The 16,196-nt window shown below is 66.5% G+C and carries 12 protein-coding genes; 10 read left to right on the top strand and 2 right to left on the bottom strand.

Annotated elements, in window-relative coordinates:
• The first annotated feature begins 113 nt into the window (after positions 1-113).
• From CAL18_RS18690 to CAL18_RS18650, 9 genes are all read left to right on the top strand, one after another.
• Positions 114-1,292 carry an isovaleryl-CoA dehydrogenase gene (locus CAL18_RS18690; RefSeq protein WP_026640610.1) on the top strand — a complete coding sequence of 393 codons (1,179 nt, stop codon included), beginning with the start codon at positions 114-116 and terminating at the stop codon, positions 1,290-1,292.
• Positions 1,293-1,303: 11 nt separating this feature from the next.
• Positions 1,304-3,142, top strand: a complete 1,839-nt coding sequence (aceK, locus tag CAL18_RS18685) for a bifunctional isocitrate dehydrogenase kinase/phosphatase (RefSeq protein ID WP_094818499.1) — start codon at positions 1,304-1,306, stop codon at positions 3,140-3,142.
• A 33-nt stretch (positions 3,143-3,175) separates the two neighbouring features.
• Entirely contained in the window at positions 3,176-4,357 is a 1,182-nt protein-coding gene (locus CAL18_RS18680) for an acetyl-CoA C-acetyltransferase (RefSeq protein ID WP_026640608.1), read from the top strand.
• A 116-nt stretch (positions 4,358-4,473) separates the two neighbouring features.
• Positions 4,474-6,081, top strand: coding sequence for a carboxyl transferase domain-containing protein (locus CAL18_RS18675; RefSeq protein WP_026640607.1), 1,608 nt, complete (start codon positions 4,474-4,476; stop codon positions 6,079-6,081).
• Between the two features lie 62 nt (positions 6,082-6,143).
• A complete protein-coding gene (locus CAL18_RS18670; RefSeq protein ID WP_094818498.1) occupies positions 6,144-8,165 on the top strand; it encodes an acetyl/propionyl/methylcrotonyl-CoA carboxylase subunit alpha in 2,022 nt (673 codons plus the stop codon).
• A 109-nt stretch (positions 8,166-8,274) separates the two neighbouring features.
• The gene (locus CAL18_RS18665) at positions 8,275-9,036 is read left to right on the top strand and encodes an SDR family NAD(P)-dependent oxidoreductase (protein ID WP_094818497.1); all 762 of its coding nucleotides are present in this window, start codon (positions 8,275-8,277) and stop codon (positions 9,034-9,036) included.
• Between the two features lie 42 nt (positions 9,037-9,078).
• A complete protein-coding gene (locus CAL18_RS18660; protein ID WP_094797652.1) occupies positions 9,079-10,305 on the top strand; it encodes an acyl-CoA dehydrogenase family protein in 1,227 nt (408 codons plus the stop codon).
• Positions 10,302-11,357, top strand: coding sequence for a phosphotransferase family protein (locus CAL18_RS18655; RefSeq protein ID WP_026640603.1), 1,056 nt, complete (start codon positions 10,302-10,304; stop codon positions 11,355-11,357). The genes CAL18_RS18660 and CAL18_RS18655 overlap by 4 nt, the downstream gene beginning before the upstream one ends.
• Positions 11,358-11,366: 9 nt before the next feature.
• Complete coding sequence (locus CAL18_RS18650; protein WP_038852504.1) at positions 11,367-13,010, top strand: acyl-CoA synthetase; 1,644 nt, start codon at positions 11,367-11,369, stop codon at positions 13,008-13,010.
• Positions 13,011-13,049: 39 nt separating this feature from the next.
• Here the strand turns inward: CAL18_RS18650 and CAL18_RS18645 are convergent, their stop codons facing one another.
• Together CAL18_RS18645 and CAL18_RS18640 are read right to left on the bottom strand one after the other, a co-directional pair.
• On the bottom strand, positions 13,050-14,240 hold the full coding sequence (locus CAL18_RS18645) for an acetylornithine transaminase (protein ID WP_094818496.1): 1,191 nt from the start codon (positions 14,238-14,240) through the stop codon (positions 13,050-13,052).
• 100 nt (positions 14,241-14,340) lie between these two features.
• The gene (locus CAL18_RS18640; RefSeq protein ID WP_094797650.1) at positions 14,341-15,480 is read right to left on the bottom strand and encodes a DSD1 family PLP-dependent enzyme; all 1,140 of its coding nucleotides are present in this window, start codon (positions 15,478-15,480) and stop codon (positions 14,341-14,343) included.
• Between the two features lie 255 nt (positions 15,481-15,735).
• Here CAL18_RS18640 and CAL18_RS18635 point away from each other — a divergent pair, with 255 nt between their 5' ends.
• Positions 15,736-16,194, top strand: a complete 459-nt coding sequence (locus tag CAL18_RS18635) for a DUF494 family protein (RefSeq protein WP_026640599.1) — start codon at positions 15,736-15,738, stop codon at positions 16,192-16,194.
• Positions 16,195-16,196: the final 2 nt, after the last annotated feature.

Here is a 16,196-nt window from a genome sequence, read left to right as displayed (position 1 = left end):
ACGTAAACGTAATATAAATACTCCCATTGCCGGGTGGGGCGCTGCGGTGCATCATAAAAAGCTGCGCCTGCCCCAGGCGATAGGTGTAAGCACATACTCTCTTGGAGACGCCGATGAATCTTCCCGGCTTGAATTTCGACTTGGGCGAAGACCTGGACATGCTGCGCGATGCCGTGCGCACTTTCGCGCAGGCAGAGATCGCACCCCGCGCCGCCGAAGTCGACCGTACCGACCAATTCCCCATGGACCTGTGGCGCAAGTTCGGCGACCTGGGCGTTCTGGGCATGACGGTCGGCGAAGAGTACGGCGGCTCGAATATGGGGTACCTGGCGCACATGGTCGCCATGGAAGAGATTTCACGCGCGAGCGCATCCGTGGGGCTGTCATACGGCGCGCATTCCAACCTGTGCGTCAACCAGATCCACCGCAACGGCACCGCCGCGCAAAAGGCCCGCTACCTGCCCAAGCTGGTGTCGGGCGAACATGTGGGGGCGCTTGCCATGAGCGAACCCGGCGCGGGGTCGGACGTGGTCAGCATGTCTTTGCGCGCCGACAAAAAGGGCGACCGCTACGTGCTCAACGGCACGAAAATGTGGATCACCAACGGCCCCGACGCCGATACCCTGGTGGTGTACGCCAAGACCGATCCGGCCGCCCACCAGCGCGGCATCACCGCGTTCCTGGTCGAAAAATCCTTCAAGGGTTTTTCAGTGGCGCAGAAACTCGACAAGCTCGGCATGCGCGGCAGCCACACCGGCGAACTGGTGTTCGAAGATTGCGAGATCCCCGAAGAAAATGTGCTGGGGCAGGTCAACGGCGGCGTACGGGTGCTGATGAGCGGGCTCGACTATGAGCGCGCGGTCCTGTCCGGCGGCCCGTTGGGCATCATGCAGGCCGTGATGGACGTGGTCGTGCCGTACATCCACGAACGCAAGCAGTTCGGCCAGGCGATCGGCGAATTCCAGCTTATCCAGGGCAAGGTGGCCGATATGTACACCACGCTGCAGGCCAGCCGCGCGTTCTGCTACGCGGTGGGCAAGAACCTGGACCAGCTCGGCGCCGAACACGTGCGGCAAGTGCGCAAAGACTGCGCCGCACTGATCCTGTACACCGCCGAAAAAGCCACCTGGATGGCGGGCGAAGGCGTGCAGATACTGGGCGGCAACGGTTATATCAACGAATACCCCACCGGACGCCTGTGGCGCGACGCCAAGCTGTACGAAATCGGCGCCGGAACCAGCGAAATTCGCCGCATGCTGATTGGCCGCGAACTCTACGCCGAGACTGCCTGACGCGGCGGACCATGATCTACAGCGGCGACGTCCAGCACATCGAGCCGGCTCCGGCCCCCCGCCCGGAGCCGCTGGCCGTCGCCCGGCAGATACTCGCGGGTTTTGACCGCCACTACGCGCTGTTTCGCTATAGCGCCCAGCGCGCCAAGGCCCTGTTCGAGTCGGGCGACTGGCACGGCATACAGCAGCTATCACGCGAGCGCATCGAGTATTACGACATGCGGGTGCGCGAATGCGTGACACAGTTGCGCCATGTGTTGCGCGATTCTGCCGCGCCCGAGCATGCCGCCAGCCTGACCGCCGAGCAGACCCGCTTCTGGCAAGACGTCAAGCAGCAGTTCGTCAACCTGCTGGCCGGCCACCGCCAGCCCGAATGCGCCGAGACGTTCTTCAATTCGGTATCGTGCCGCATCCTGCACCGCGATTATTTCCATAACGATTTTCTGTTTGTTCGCCCGGCCATCGCGACGGACTACCTCGACAGCCGCATGCCGTCGTATCGCGTGTACTACCCGCTGACAGAGGGCCTGCGCAAGAGCCTGATCCGCATGGTGGCCGACTTTGGCCTGGCCATTGCCTACGCAGACCTGCCTCGCGACGCCCGCCTGCTGGCGCGCGCCGCCGTGCGCAAGCTGCGCGCGCAGTGGCCGCATGACCGCGGGCCGCGCCTGGCCTCGGATTGCCAGGTGCAGGTGCTGAGCACGCTGTTCTTCCGCAACAAAGGCGCATATATCGTGGGGCGCCTGATCAACCAGAGCACGGTGCACCCGTTCGCCGTGGCGCTGGCGCGCAATCCCTCCGGCCAGATCGAACTGGACGCGCTGCTGCTGGGCGCCGACGACCTGAGCACGCTGTTCAGCTTTACGCGCGCCTACTTTCTGGTGGACATGGAAACGCCCGCGGCGGTGGTGAGCTTTCTGTCGAGCCTGCTGCCGCGCAAGCCCAAGGCCGAGCTGTACACCATGATCGGCCTGCAGAAACAGGGCAAGACGCTTTTCTATCGCGATTTCCTGCATCACCTTGCACATTCGCGCGACGCGTTCGATATCGCCCCCGGCATCAAGGGCATGGTGATGTGCGTGTTCACGTTGCCGTCGTACCCGTACGTGTTCAAGCTCATCAAGGACCGCATCCAGAAAGACGGCATGGACCACGCCACCGTGCGGCGCAAGTACCAGATGGTGAAGATGCACGACAGGGTGGGCCGCATGGCCGATACCTGGGAATATTCGCAAGTGGCGCTGCCTCGCGCGCGCTTTTCCGCCGCGCTGCTCGAAGAACTGCGCACGCAGGTTCCCAGCCTGCTCGAAGAAAGCGCCGACACCATCGTGATCCGGCACGTATACATCGAACGGCGCATGACGCCGTTGAACATCTACCTGCGGCACGCGTCGGAACCGCTGCTGGAGCACGCCGTGCGCGAGTACGGCGATGCCATCCGCCAGCTGGCCACTGCCAATATCTTTCCGGGTGACATGCTGTACAAGAATTTCGGCGTCACGCGCCTGGGCCGCGTGGTGTTCTACGACTACGACGAAATCCAGCGCATGACCGAAATGCAGTTCCGCCGCATCCCGCCAGCGCCCAACGAAGAAGCCGAGCTGTCCAGCGAGCCTTGGTATGCGGTGGGCCCCAATGACGTATTTCCCGAAGAGTTCGAACGCTTCCTGCTGGGCGATCCGCGCGTGCGCGCCGCGTTCATGCGGCGCCACGCCGAACTGCTGCGCCCCGAGTGGTGGCAAGCCTGCCGGGCTCGCGTGGCGCAGGGGCGGATAGAAGAGTTTTTCCCTTACGATACTGACAGGCGGCTGCGCCCCGGCAGCGCGCCGCAGCGCGTTGCGGCTTCGTAACGCCAGTCTTTTATTGCATTCCAGGAGTCAATCATGTCTGATCCCGTCGTCATTGTTTCAGTTGCCCGCACCCCCATGGGCGGCATGCTGGGCAGCCTTTCGGGCCTGGCCGCCCATGAACTGGGCTCGGTAGCCATCAAGGCCGCCGTCGAACGCGCGGGCATAAAGCCCGAACAGGTCGATGAAGTCATCATGGGCAACGTGCTGCAGGCCGGCCAGGGCCAGGCCCCGGCGCGCCAGGCGGCGCTGGGCGCGGGCCTGCCGCTGGGCGTAGCGTGCACCACCATTCACAAAGTGTGCGGCTCGGGCCTGAAGGCCGCAATGTTCGGCCACGACTTGCTGTCGGCCGGTTCGGCGCGCATCGTGGTGGCCGGCGGCCAGGAAAGCATGAGCAATGCGCCCTACCTCATGCTCAAGGGCCGCCAGGGATACCGGTATGGCCACGCCACCGTGTACGACCACATGGCGCTCGATGGTCTCGAAGACGCCTACGACCGCGGCAAGGCCATGGGCGTGTTCGCGGAAGACTGCGCCACCAAGTACGAATTCACGCGCGAGCAGCAAGACGCTTTTGCCCTTGAATCGCTGCGCCGCGCGCGCGCGGCCACCGAAGACGGCAGCTTCAAGTGGGAAATCGCGCCGGTCACCGTGGCCGGGCGCAAGGGCGACACCGTGGTTGATACCGACGAGGCTCCCGCCAAGGCCATGCCGGAAAAAATCCCCACCCTGAAGCCCGCCTTCAAGAAAGACGGCACGGTAACCGCCGCGAATGCCTCGTCGATTTCCGACGGCGCGGCCGCCATGGTGCTGATGCGCGCGTCCACCGCGCAGGAACTGGGCCTGCAGCCGCTGGCCCGCATCGTGGCCCACAGCCAGCATTCCCAGGAACCCGGCTGGTTCACCACCGCCCCGGTCGGCGCGCTGAAGAACCTGTTCACCAAGACCGGCTGGAATGCCCAAGACGTAGACCTTTACGAAATCAACGAAGCGTTCGCGGTGGTCACCATGGCCGCCATGAAAGATTTCGACCTGCCGCACGAGAAGGTCAACATGCACGGGGGCGCTACGGCGCTGGGCCACCCCATCGGCGCATCGGGCGCACGCCTGGTGGCCACGCTGGTGGGCGCGCTGCGCAAGACCGGCGGCAAGCGCGGCGTGGCCACGCTGTGCATCGGCGGCGGCGAAGCCGTGGCCATGGCCATTGAAATGCTCTAGGCCCCTGGGGCATCGGCGCCTGGCTCCCGCAGGGGCCAGGCGCCCACAACAACACCGAAACCGGATGATGTCCTGCGCCCGCCCGGGCGCCAGGCACGCATAGGAAAAGAATCTCCATGCCCACGATCGAATCCCGCATCAACCCGCGTTCGCAAGACTACGCCGACAACGCGCGCGCCATGCAGGCGCAGCTGGACGACCTGGCGCGCCAGCTGGAACAGGCGGCGCTGGGCGGCGGCGAAGCTGCGCGCGCCAAGCACGTGGCGCGCGGCAAGCTGCTGCCGCGCGAACGCGTCGAACGGCTCATCGATCCGGGCAGCCCGTTCCTGGAGCTGTCACCCATGGCGGCTTACGACATGTATGACGGCGCGGCGCCGGGCGCAGGCATCATCACGGGCATCGGGCGCATCGCGGGCACCGAGTGCGTCATCGTGTGCAACGATGCCACGGTCAAGGGCGGCACCTATTACCCGATGACGGTCAAGAAGCATCTGCGCGCCCAGGAAATCGCGGCGCAGAATCGGCTGCCGTGCGTGTACCTGGTCGATTCGGGCGGCGCCAACCTGCCGCAGCAAGACGAGGTCTTTCCCGACCGCGACCACTTCGGACGCATTTTCTATAACCAGGCGGTGATGTCCTCGCAGGGCATCGCGCAGATCGCAGTGGTAATGGGTTCATGCACTGCCGGGGGGGCATACGTGCCCGCCATGAGCGATGAGTCCATTATCGTGCGCAACCAGGGCACGATTTTCCTGGGCGGCCCACCGCTGGTAAAGGCCGCCACCGGCGAAGTCGTCAGCGCCGAAGATCTCGGCGGCGGCGACGTGCATACGCGCCTGTCCGGCGTGGCAGACCATCTGGCGGCCAACGACCTGCACGCGCTGCAGCTGGCGCGCAACGCCGTGGCGCGTCTGAACCGGTCCAAGCCCGCGCAGCTGGCGCTGGCGCCCGTGCGCGAACCCCGCTACGACCCTGCCGAACTCAACGGCATCATCCCCGCCGACACCCGCAAACCCTACGATGTGCGCGAGATCATCGCGCGCATCGTCGACGGCTCGGACTTCGACGAATTCAAGGCGCGCTTTGGCACCACCCTGGTTACCGGGTTCGCGCACATCCACGGCATGCCGGTGGGCATAGTAGCCAACAACGGCATCCTGTTTTCGGAATCGGCGCAAAAGGGCGCGCACTTCATTGAGCTGTGCGCACAGCGCAAGATCCCGCTGGTGTTCCTGCAGAACATCACCGGCTTCATGGTCGGGCGCAAGTACGAAAACGAAGGCATTGCCCGGCACGGCGCCAAGATGGTAACCGCGGTGGCCACGGCCAACGTGCCCAAGTTCACGGTGCTGATAGGTGGCTCGTTCGGCGCCGGCAACTACGGCATGTGCGGGCGCGCTTATGCGCCGCGCATGCTGTTCATGTGGCCCAATGCGCGCATATCGGTCATGGGCGGCGAACAGGCTGCCAGCGTGCTGGCCACCGTGCGCCGCGACGGCATCGAGGCCAAGGGCGGCAAATGGTCGGCCGAAGAAGAAGAGGCTTTCAAGGCGCCGATACGCGCACAGTACGAACGAGAAGGCCATCCGTACTACGCCACCGCGCGCCTGTGGGACGACGGCATCATCGCGCCGGCCGATACACGCCGGGTGTTGGCGCTGGGCCTGTCGGCGGCGCTGAACGCGCCCATCGACGACACGCGCTTTGGCGTGTTCCGCATGTAGCGCACGCCGCTGCGCCCCCAACGCCGCCAACTTGACGAAGCCTTCCAGACTGGATGACACCGATGTTCGATACTTTGCTGATTGCCAACCGCGGTGAAATCGCCTGCCGCGTCGCCGCCACCGCTCGCCGCATGGGCATTCGCACGGTCGCCGTCTATTCCGACGCGGACGCCGGCGCGCGCCACGTCGCGGCGTGCGACGTGGCCATACACATCGGCGGACCGGAGCCGCGCGCCAGCTACCTGCGCGCCGACGCGATCCTGCAGGCCGCGCGCGATACCGGCGCGCAGGCCATCCACCCGGGCTACGGCTTTCTGTCCGAGAACGAAGCCTTCGCGCGGGCCGCCGCCGAGGCCGGCATCGCGTTCGTGGGGCCGCCCGCCGCGGCCATCGCCGCGATGGGCAGCAAGTCCGCCGCCAAGGCGTTGATGGAGAAGGCCGGCGTGCCGTTGGTGCCCGGCTACCATGGCGACAACCAGGACCCGAACTTCCTGAAGTCGCAAGCCGATGCCATCGGCTACCCGGTGCTGATCAAGGCAAGCGCCGGCGGCGGCGGCAAAGGCATGCGCGTGGTCGAATCGGCCGACGCATTCGCGGACGCGCTGGCTTCCTGCCAGCGCGAGGCGGCATCGAGCTTTGGCGACGACCGCGTATTGATCGAGCGTTACCTGCAGAAGCCGCGCCACATCGAAATCCAGGTGTTCGCCGACACACACGGCAATTGCGTCTACCTGTTCGAGCGCGATTGTTCGGTGCAGCGGCGCCACCAGAAAGTCATCGAAGAAGCCCCCGCTCCCGGCATGACCCCCGAGCGCCGCCAGGCCATGGGCGAGGCCGCCGTGGCGGCCGCGCGCGCGGTGGGATATGTGGGCGCGGGCACGGTGGAATTCATCGCCGAACCCGACGGCCGTTTTTATTTCATGGAAATGAACACGCGCCTGCAGGTAGAACACCCGGTCACCGAGATGATCACCGGACACGACCTGGTGGAATGGCAGTTGCGCGTTGCGGCGGGGCAGCCTTTGCCGGCCGCGCAGCAAGACCTGCGCATCCAGGGCCACGCCATCGAAGCGCGCATCTATGCAGAGAACCCCGATAAGGGCTTCCTGCCTTCGATCGGCAAGCTGGCCTACCTGGAGCTTCCGCCGCACGCGGCATTTTCCAACGGCGACGTACGTGTCGATGGCGGGGTGCGCATGGGCGACGGCATCACGCCGTACTACGATCCCATGATCGCCAAGCTGATCGTGCATGGCGCCGACCGCGACCAGGCGCGCGCGCGCATGATCCAGGCGCTGGCGCACACGCATGTCGTGGGCGTGCAGACGAACGTGGCGTTCCTGACGCGGCTGATGCAGGACGAGGCGTTCGCTTCGGCCGACCTTGATACGGGCCTGATCGAGCGCCGCCGCGAAACACTGCTGCCGCCCCCGGCGGCTGCCGACACGGTCGCGCTGGCGCTGGCCACCGCCGCGGCGCTGGTGGGCCAGGGGCTCGCCCGGTCTGCGCCCGCGGGCGCCAGGCAGGACGCCGACCCATGGAATGTGCGCGACGGCTGGCGCGTGGCCGGCCGCTATCGCCAGGCGGTTCAGTGGCAGGACGGCGACACGCTGCGTGACGTTGCCGTAACGCGCGAAGGGCAGGCGTGGTTCCTGCAGATCGATGGCCGCAGCCAGGCGTTTGCCTGGCACGCCCAGCCCAGCGCCAACCCCAACCTGGCCTACCGGCTGCGCGTTTCGCTGGACGGCCGCGAAAGCGTGGGCACCGTCGTCATGAACGCGGGCACGGCACACGTGTTCCGCGACGGCAGCGTGCAATCGCTCGGCTTGTACGACGCGCTGGCGCATGCGCAGGACGACTCGGCCGAGCATGGCGGCGGGCTGACGGCCCCCATGCCCGGCAAGATCATCTCGATCGCCGTGCAGGCCGGCGATACCGTATCCAAGGGCCAACCATTGCTGGTCATGGAAGCCATGAAGATGGAACACACCATTTCTGCGCCGGCCGACGGCAAGGTTCAGGAGCTGTTCTATGCCGTGGGCGACCAGGTGACAGAAGGCGCGGAACTGGTCGCCATCGGCTAGGCGCGCGAGCCGCCGGCCCCGGCCGCCCGGCTATGGTACGTTTAAGGTCCGAGGTGCCGGCTCAACGGCACCCCCGTAGCGCGGCAGCAGACCGAGGTAGGGGGAGTGGATGTTCGAGGACTTGCAGTCGAAGACGGCATTGATCACGGGCGCGTATAGCGGCCTGGGACTGCATTTTGCCGGCGTGCTTTCGCGGGCCGGCATGCGCGTGGCGCTGTGCGGCCGCCGCGTCGAGCTGGGCGAGGAACTCGCCGCCGGCATACGACGGGCGGGCGGCGTGGCGTGCGCCGTCAAGCTGGACGTGACGCAGGCAGACAGCGTGCGCGCCGCCCTCGAAACGGCCGCGGACGCACTCGGCCCGCTGGACGTCATCGTCAACAACGCCGGCATCGCGCTGAGCCAGCCCGCGCTGGATATTTCCGAGGCCGGCTGGACAGATCTCGTCGACACCAATCTCAATGGCGCCTGGCGCGTGGCGCAGGCGGCCGCCCATCATTTCAGGGCGGGCGAACGCCAGGGCGTCATCATCAATATCGCGTCCATCCTGGGGCAGCGCGTCGCCTCGCACGTGGCGCCCTATGCGGCGGCCAAGGCGGGCCTGCTGCACCTGACGCGCGCGCTGGCGCTCGAATGGGCGCGCTACGGCATTCGGGTCAACGCCTTGGCGCCAGGCTATGTTGCCACTGATCTCAACCGCGATTTTTTCGAATCGCCGGCCGGCCAGGCGCTGATCAAACGCATACCGCAGCGCCGGCTGGGCCGGCCCGCCGACCTGGATGGCCCTTTGCTGTTGCTGGCATCGAACGCCTCGGCCTACATGACCGGATCGGTCGTCGATGTGGACGGCGGCCACCTGGTCAGCAGCCTCTGACAACAAGCTCATTGCCGCCGTCGCGGCACCTGGAGACTGTGCATGGACTTTTCCCTGCCCCCCGAAATCGATAATTACCGCCAGCGCGTGCGCCGCCTGGTCGACGCGCACCTGATTCCGCTGGAAGCCGACCGCGCCAACTACGATGAGCACGAGAACATCTCCGAAGCCGCGCTGCAGGACGCGCGCGCCAAGGTACGCGAAGCGGGGCTGTGGGCCTTGCAGATGCCTCGCGAACTGGGCGGGCAAGGGTTGCCCATCACAGGCCTGGCCGCGTGCTATGAAGAGATGAACCGGTCGATATTCGGCCCGGTGGCGTTCAACGCCGCTGCGCCGGACGACGGCAACATGCGCGTGCTGGCCCAGGTCGCGCGCCCGGACCAGAAAGCCCGTTGGCTGCAGCCCATTATCGATGGCAAGGTCCGGTCGTCGTTTGTCATGACCGAACCGCATCCGGGCAGCGGATCAGACCCATCCATGATGCGCACCACTGCCACCCGCAAAGCAGACAAGTGGGTGATCCACGGCCGCAAGTGGTTCATTACCGGCGCTGGCGCGGCACGGCACTTTATCCTGATCGCGCGTACATCCGATGACCCGCGCAAGGGCCTGAGCGCATTCCTGTTCGATGCCGACCAGCCCGGCTGGCGCATCGAACGCCGCATCCCCATCATGGGCCCGGAAGAACATGGCGGGCACTGCGAACTGGTCTTCGACGGATTGGAAATCCCCGACGAAAACCGCCTGATGGAAGTCGGCGACGGCCTGAAGCTGACGCAGATCCGGCTCGGTCCGGCGCGGCTGACGCACTGCATGCGCTGGCTGGGACTGGCGCGCCGGGCGATGGAAATCGCCGTAGAGTACGTGGGCCGGCGCAGCAGCTTCGGCCAGACACTCGCCCAACGCGAAGGCGTGCAATGGCTGCTGGGCGACGCCGCCATGCAGATTGAGATCGGCCGCCTGCTTACCATGCGCGCCGCCGTGCGACTGGACCAGGGCGACTACGCGCGCAAAGAGATCTCCATGGCCAAGATCGTCGTGTCGGAAACCCTGCACAAGGTGGTCGATACGGCGTTGCAATTGAACGGCGCGCGCGGCTATTCGAAAGACACGCCGCTTGAATGGATATACCGCTACGCACGCCAGGCGCGCCTGGTCGACGGCGCGTCCGAAGTGCACAAGATGGTGCTGGCCCGTTACTTGATGGACGAAGGCGACGCGTTCTGGCGCTGGGACGATGCCGGAGCGCCGCGCAAGGCGCTGGTATGACCCCGCAGGGCCAAGCATCGCCGACGCAGCCGGACTGGCTGCCTGCGCTCGCGGGCTATCTGCAGGCGCACGGGCTGGGCCATGCCGCCAGCCTGCGGGTGCGGCCGCTGTCGGGCGGCCAGTCCAATCCCACCTACGTGCTGCACGACGACACCGGCGTGCGCGTGCTGCGCAAGCAGCCGCCCGGCACGCTGCTGCCCTCGGCGCATGCCATCGACAGGGAATACCGAGTCATGAATGCGCTGTCCGGCACCGCCGTGCCGGTGCCGCGCATGCTGCACTATTGCGATGACCGCACGGTGATCGGCACACCCTTTTATTTGATGAGCTACGCGCAGGGCCGGGTGTTCATGGACCCGGCATTGCCCGGCCTGGCGCCCGCTCAACGCCGCGCCATCTACGCAGAAGCCGGCAAGGTGCTGGCCACCTTGCACACGGTGGCGCCCGGCGATATCGGGCTGGCCGATTATGGCCGCGCGGGCGATTACTACGCCCGCCAGGTAGCCCGCTGGACGCGGCAGTATCGCGACACTGCCACAGGCGCTGTTGCGGCCATGGACGCGCTGATGGACTGGCTGCCCCGGCGCCTGCCCCCCGACGACGGCCAGGTGTGTCTGGTGCACGGCGACTACCGCATCGACAACCTGGTGTTCGACGCCGACGCGCCGCGCGCCATCGCCCTGCTCGATTGGGAACTCTCCACATTGGGGCATCCTCTTGCCGACCTGGCGTATCACTGTATGTGCTGGCGTATTCCGCCACAGTTATGGCGCGGCATCGGAGGGCTGGATCTGCAGGCGCTTGGCATTCCGGACGAGGCAGGCTTTGTGGCCGCGTATTGCGATGCGCGCGGCATCGCGGCGCCGGCGAACTGGGATTTTTACCTGGCCTACAGTTTCTTTCGCATCGCCGCGATTCTGCAGGGCGTATACGCACGCGCGCGCGCCGGCAACGCGGCCGCCCCCGACGCCCTGGAAATGGGCGCGCGCGTGGCTCCGTTGGCCGAGCTGGGATGGCAGGCCGCCTGCCGCGAAGACGCCCGTCACGCTTGAGAGGCGCTTATGACAGCCACCCCGCACGATGACCTGCCCCGCAATGCCGCCAACCACGTGGCGCTGACGCCGCTCGGATTTCTGCAGTGGTCGGCCGATGTGTATCCGCAACGTCCCGCGCTGGTGCATGGCGAACGCAGCCAAAGCTGGCATGACACCCGCGCACGCTGTCGGCAGATGGCCGCGGCGCTGCGCGCATGGGGCGTACAGCCGGGCGACGTGGTGGCCGTACTCGCGCCCAATGTGCCTGCGCTGTATGAGGCACACTTCGGCGTGCCCATGGCCGGCGCGGTGCTCAACGCGCTGAACACGCGGCTGGACGCGGCCACGCTGGCGTTCATTCTTGAGCACGGCGGGGCCAAGGTCCTGTTGTACGACAGCGAATACGCCGACCTGGTCCGCGACGTGTGGTCCCGCATGGCGGCGCCGCCGCGAGTGGTGCGCATCGAAGACACGGAATTCACCGGCAGCCACGGCGACTTCGGCGACGCGGAATACGAAGCGTGGCTCGGCGCGCACGCGCCCGACGCGCCATGGGACTGGCCTGCAGACGAGTGGCAGAGCATCTGCCTGAACTACACGTCGGGCACGACGGGCAACCCAAAGGGCGTGGTCTACCACCATCGGGGCGCTTACCTCAACGCCACCGGCAACGTACTGGCTTGCGGCATGCCGCCCCACGCCGTGTACCTGTGGACCTTGCCGATGTTCCATTGCAACGGCTGGTGCTTTCCCTGGACGCTTGCCGCGCTTGCCGGCACCAGCGTCTGCCTGCGGCGGGTCGAGCCGGCGGCCATCTTCTCGGCCATCCGGCGCCACCATGTCGGCTACTTCTGTGCCGCGCCCGTGGTGCTGAATATGCTGGTCAACGCGCCGGCCGAGGTACAGCATCGCGCCGCACATCCCGTGCACGCGCTTACCGGCGGGGCCGCGCCCCCGGCGGCCGTTATCGAAGCCATGGAGCAACTGGGCGTGACGGTCACGCACCTGTACGGCCTGACAGAAACGTACGGTCCTTCGGTCAGCTGTGCCTGGCACGATGAATGGGACGGGCTGCCGCTGGCCGAGCGCGCCGCGCTCAAGGCCCGCATCGGCGTGCGCAAGCTGAACGTCGAGGATGTGCAGGTGGTCGATGCGCAACTGCGGCCGGTGCCCGCCGATGGCAAATCGCTGGGCGAGATCGTGCTGCGCGGCAACACCCTGATGAAGGGATACCTGCACAACCCGGCGGCCACGGCCGAAGCCTTCGCCGGCGGCTGGTTCCATTCCGGCGACCTGGGCGTGCTGCACCCGGACGGCTACATCGAAATCAAGGACCGCGCCAAAGACATCGTGATCTCCGGCGGCGAGAACATCTCGACCGTGGAAGTCGAAAGCGTGCTGTACCGGCATCCCGCCGTCCTGGAGGCGGCGGTGGTCGCGCGCCCCGATCCTGCCTGGGGCGAAACGCCCTGCGCCTTCGTCACCCTGAAAGAAGGCGCGTCATGCTCGGCGGAAGATATCGTGAACCACTGCCGGGCTCAGCTCGCGCGCTTCAAGGTGCCGCGCACCGTCGTGTTCGGCCCGCTACCCAAGACCGCCACCGGCAAGATACAGAAGTACATCCTGCGCAGCCAGGCGGCGGCGCTGGACGAAACAAAAGGGCCCGGCTGACAGCAAGCCAGCCGGGCCCCGTGCCATGCGGGCAGGCGGTTATTTGCGCAACGCGCCGATCACGCCGTCGAGTTGCGACAGCATCGTCTCGATCTCTGCCTCGGTGACGTTCAATGCAGGCATGAAGCGCAGCAGGTTGCCGCGCGGCGCGTTCAGCAGCAGGCCTTGCGGCGCCAGGTTACGCGCCGCGTCGACAATGGCGGGGCCGTCGTCGCGGTCCAGGATCAGGGCGCGCAACAGGCCCATGCCGCGTTCGCCGCGCAGGCCGCGCTTGGACGACAAGGCCAGCAAGCCTTCCGACAGCTGCTGGCTGCGGGCGCGCATGGTATCCATGAAGCCCGGCGAGGCCAGCGTGTCGAACACGGCCACGCCCACGGCGGCCATCAGCGGGTTGCCGTTATAGGTGCCGCCCTGGTCGCCGTGCGCGAACACGCAGACTTCCTCGCGGGCGAGCAGCGCGGCCAGCGGCACGCCGCCGCCGATGCCTTTGGCCAGCGTCATGATGTCGGGCACAACGTCGAAATGCTGGTAGGCGAAGAGCTTGCCCGTGCGGCCCATGCCGGTCTGCACTTCGTCGACGATAAGCAGCAGCTGGTGCTCGTCGGCCAATTGGCGCAGGCCCTTCATGAACTCGGGGGTGGCCGGAACCACGCCCGACTCGCCCTGCACCGGCTCGAGCATGATGGCCACGGTCTGGTTGTCGATCAGCGCGCGCACCGAATCCAGGTCGTTGAGTTCGGCCTTCGGAAAGCCTTCGACCTGCGGCGCATACATCGTGTCCCAGCCCGGCTTGCCGGAAGCCGACATGGTGGCCAGCGTGCGGCCATGAAAGCCGTGGTTCATCGTGATGATCTTGTAGGCGCCATTGCGCTTGACGCGCCCCCACTTGCGCGCCAGCTTGATGGCGCCTTCGTTGGCCTCGGCGCCGCTGTTGGCAAAGAACACGCGATCAAAGCACGACGCGCCCGTCAGCCGCTGGGCCAGTTCGATCGACGGCGCGTTATAGAACGCGGGCGACGGGTTCATCAGCTTGTCGGCCTGCTCGACCAGCGCGCGCTTCATTTCCGGCGCGCAGTGGCCCAGCGTGTTCACCGCCCAACCCTGCACGAAATCCAGGTATCGCTTGCCCGTGTGATCCTCCAGCCAGGAGCCCTGGCCTCGCACGAACACCAGGTCCGGGCGAGCGGTGATCTCCATGAGGGCATTGACGTTGAACTGGCTGAATTCCATGGCGGTTCCTGCGGAATAGGGAAACAAGGGGGGTGGAAAACCTGCAATTTAGCACCGTATGGCGGCCGCGGGCGGGCCGGCGCCCGCGCCGTACGCCGCCTTAGCGGCTCAGCCCGCGCGCGGCGATGTCCCAGATGCCCTCGACCACGCCGTCGCGATAGGCCACCAGGGTATCGTGCAGGTTGAAGGTGGGATCGACGTGAGCGGGCACCAGCAGCAACGTATCGCCCAGCCGCACGTTCGCATCGGCGGCGACTTCCAGCACGCCGTGTTCGTCGTTGGCGGCTATATAGCGCAAGCCGTCGCGGCCGGCCACGCGGGGCAAGCCGCTTTCAATGGTGGTGGACTTAAGCCCCGCATCCACCACCGCCCGGCCCGCCACGGGCCGGCTCATGACCGTAGCCAGCAGGTAAAGGCTGTGGCGGAAAGCCAACGGCCCCGACCAGTCGTTGGCGCCGTAGTCGCCATCCATGAACGCGTACGAGCCCGCTTGCAGCTCTGTGTACACGCCCGACGCCGCATCGAATTCCGCGCTGCCCGTACCCGCGCCGGTAATGCGGTCGCACGGGATGCCGGCCGAACGCAGCGCGCGCGCGCACTCGGCCGCCAGGCGGGCCGCGCGCGAGGCCGCCTCGGCGCGTCCGGCGTGGCTGCGCACATGCTGCGCCGACCCGTGATAGGCCTGCAAGCCTCCGAAGCTCACACCGGGCAGATCCTGCACGCGCCGCGCCAGCGCCACGGCTTCGGCCACATCCGGAACGCCGCAACGGCCCTGTCCGACATCGATCTCGACCAGCACTTCGACCTGGGCCCCGGCCTGTGTCATGGCGGCGGAAATATCGGCCAGGTTGCCGGCGTCGTCCACGCACACGCTGACGCGGGCCGCGCGCGCCAGTTGCGCCAGCAGCGCCAGCTTGGCCGGCCCGACGATTTCGTTGCTGATGTGCACGTCATCGATGCCCGCCGCCACGAACGGAACCGCCTCGCTGACCTTCTGGCAGCAGATGCCGCGGGCGCCCAGGGCCAGCTGCCGTCGCGCAATTTCCGGGCACTTGTGCGCCTTGGCGTGCGGGCGCAGGCGCACGCCGTGGCGGTCGGCCCAGGCCTGCATCGCCCGCAGGTTGTGTTCGAAGGCGTCCAGGTCCAGCACCAGGCTGGGCGTGTCGACCCGGGCCAGCGGGTCGCCCGCCGCCGCAGCAGGAATCAAACCGGGGACGGATACCGAAGGGTGGACAGCCATGAATGTGCGTTCCTTTTTCGTACGAACATGCGTGGCGCCAGGACAGACGCCCACTGGGTGTTTCATTGCGGTTTAGTGTATCCGCCGCTGCGGCGGCCGCCTCGATTGCGGGCCGGGAGCGCGCCTTCCGTTGTATATCGCCAACCCGGTAGGGTGAAGTTGCCCCGGATGACGTTTCAGCGTACAGTTAAATTCACGTTTGCTGGTTTGCCGATATGCGGGCCGACTGTGCAAACCGGCACGACAATGCGCCATATGTTCGATATCCTCGTCTATTTGTTCGAAAACTACTACACGCCGCAAGCCTGTCCCGCGGCCGACGTTCTCGCCAAACGCCTTGCTGCCGCCGGCTTCGAGCACGATGACATCGACGACGCGCTGGGCTGGCTTTATGGCCTGGCCGAAACCACCGAACGCTGCGTCGATCTCGCCCAGGCTCCCAGCTCCGGCGTCCGTATCTACACCGACTCCGAATACCAGCAGCTCGGCACCGAATCCATCGGGTTCATCGCATTTCTCGAATCGGCCGGCGTGCTGCCGGCGCCATTGCGCGAAATCGTCATCGACCGCGCCCTGGCAGCGCCGGAAACCCCGGTATCGCTGGCCAAGATCAAGATCATCGCCCTGATGGTCCTCTGGAGCCAGGAAGCCGAAATCGACAACCTGGTTCTCGAAGAACTGCTCGACGACGATGGTGTGCGCAGGCTCCACTGAGC

This window comes from Bordetella genomosp. 7 (assembly GCF_002261415.1).
Lineage (GTDB): Bacteria > Pseudomonadota > Gammaproteobacteria > Burkholderiales > Burkholderiaceae_B > Bordetella_A.
This window is presented reverse-complemented; position numbering and strand designations above follow the sequence as displayed.

Coding starts and splice junctions, on each gene's coding strand:
- CAL18_RS18690 (WP_026640610.1), top strand. CDS start 114: ATGAATCTTCCCGGCTTGAATTTCGACTTGGGCGAAGACCTGGACATG.
- aceK (WP_094818499.1), top strand. CDS start 1,304: ATGATCTACAGCGGCGACGTCCAGCACATCGAGCCGGCTCCGGCCCCC.
- CAL18_RS18680 (WP_026640608.1), top strand. CDS start 3,176: ATGTCTGATCCCGTCGTCATTGTTTCAGTTGCCCGCACCCCCATGGGC.
- CAL18_RS18675 (WP_026640607.1), top strand. CDS start 4,474: ATGCCCACGATCGAATCCCGCATCAACCCGCGTTCGCAAGACTACGCC.
- CAL18_RS18670 (WP_094818498.1), top strand. CDS start 6,144: ATGTTCGATACTTTGCTGATTGCCAACCGCGGTGAAATCGCCTGCCGC.
- CAL18_RS18665 (WP_094818497.1), top strand. CDS start 8,275: ATGTTCGAGGACTTGCAGTCGAAGACGGCATTGATCACGGGCGCGTAT.
- CAL18_RS18660 (WP_094797652.1), top strand. CDS start 9,079: ATGGACTTTTCCCTGCCCCCCGAAATCGATAATTACCGCCAGCGCGTG.
- CAL18_RS18655 (WP_026640603.1), top strand. CDS start 10,302: ATGACCCCGCAGGGCCAAGCATCGCCGACGCAGCCGGACTGGCTGCCT.
- CAL18_RS18650 (WP_038852504.1), top strand. CDS start 11,367: ATGACAGCCACCCCGCACGATGACCTGCCCCGCAATGCCGCCAACCAC.
- CAL18_RS18645 (WP_094818496.1), bottom strand. CDS start 14,240: ATGGAATTCAGCCAGTTCAACGTCAATGCCCTCATGGAGATCACCGCT.
- CAL18_RS18640 (WP_094797650.1), bottom strand. CDS start 15,480: ATGGCTGTCCACCCTTCGGTATCCGTCCCCGGTTTGATTCCTGCTGCG.
- CAL18_RS18635 (WP_026640599.1), top strand. CDS start 15,736: ATGTTCGATATCCTCGTCTATTTGTTCGAAAACTACTACACGCCGCAA.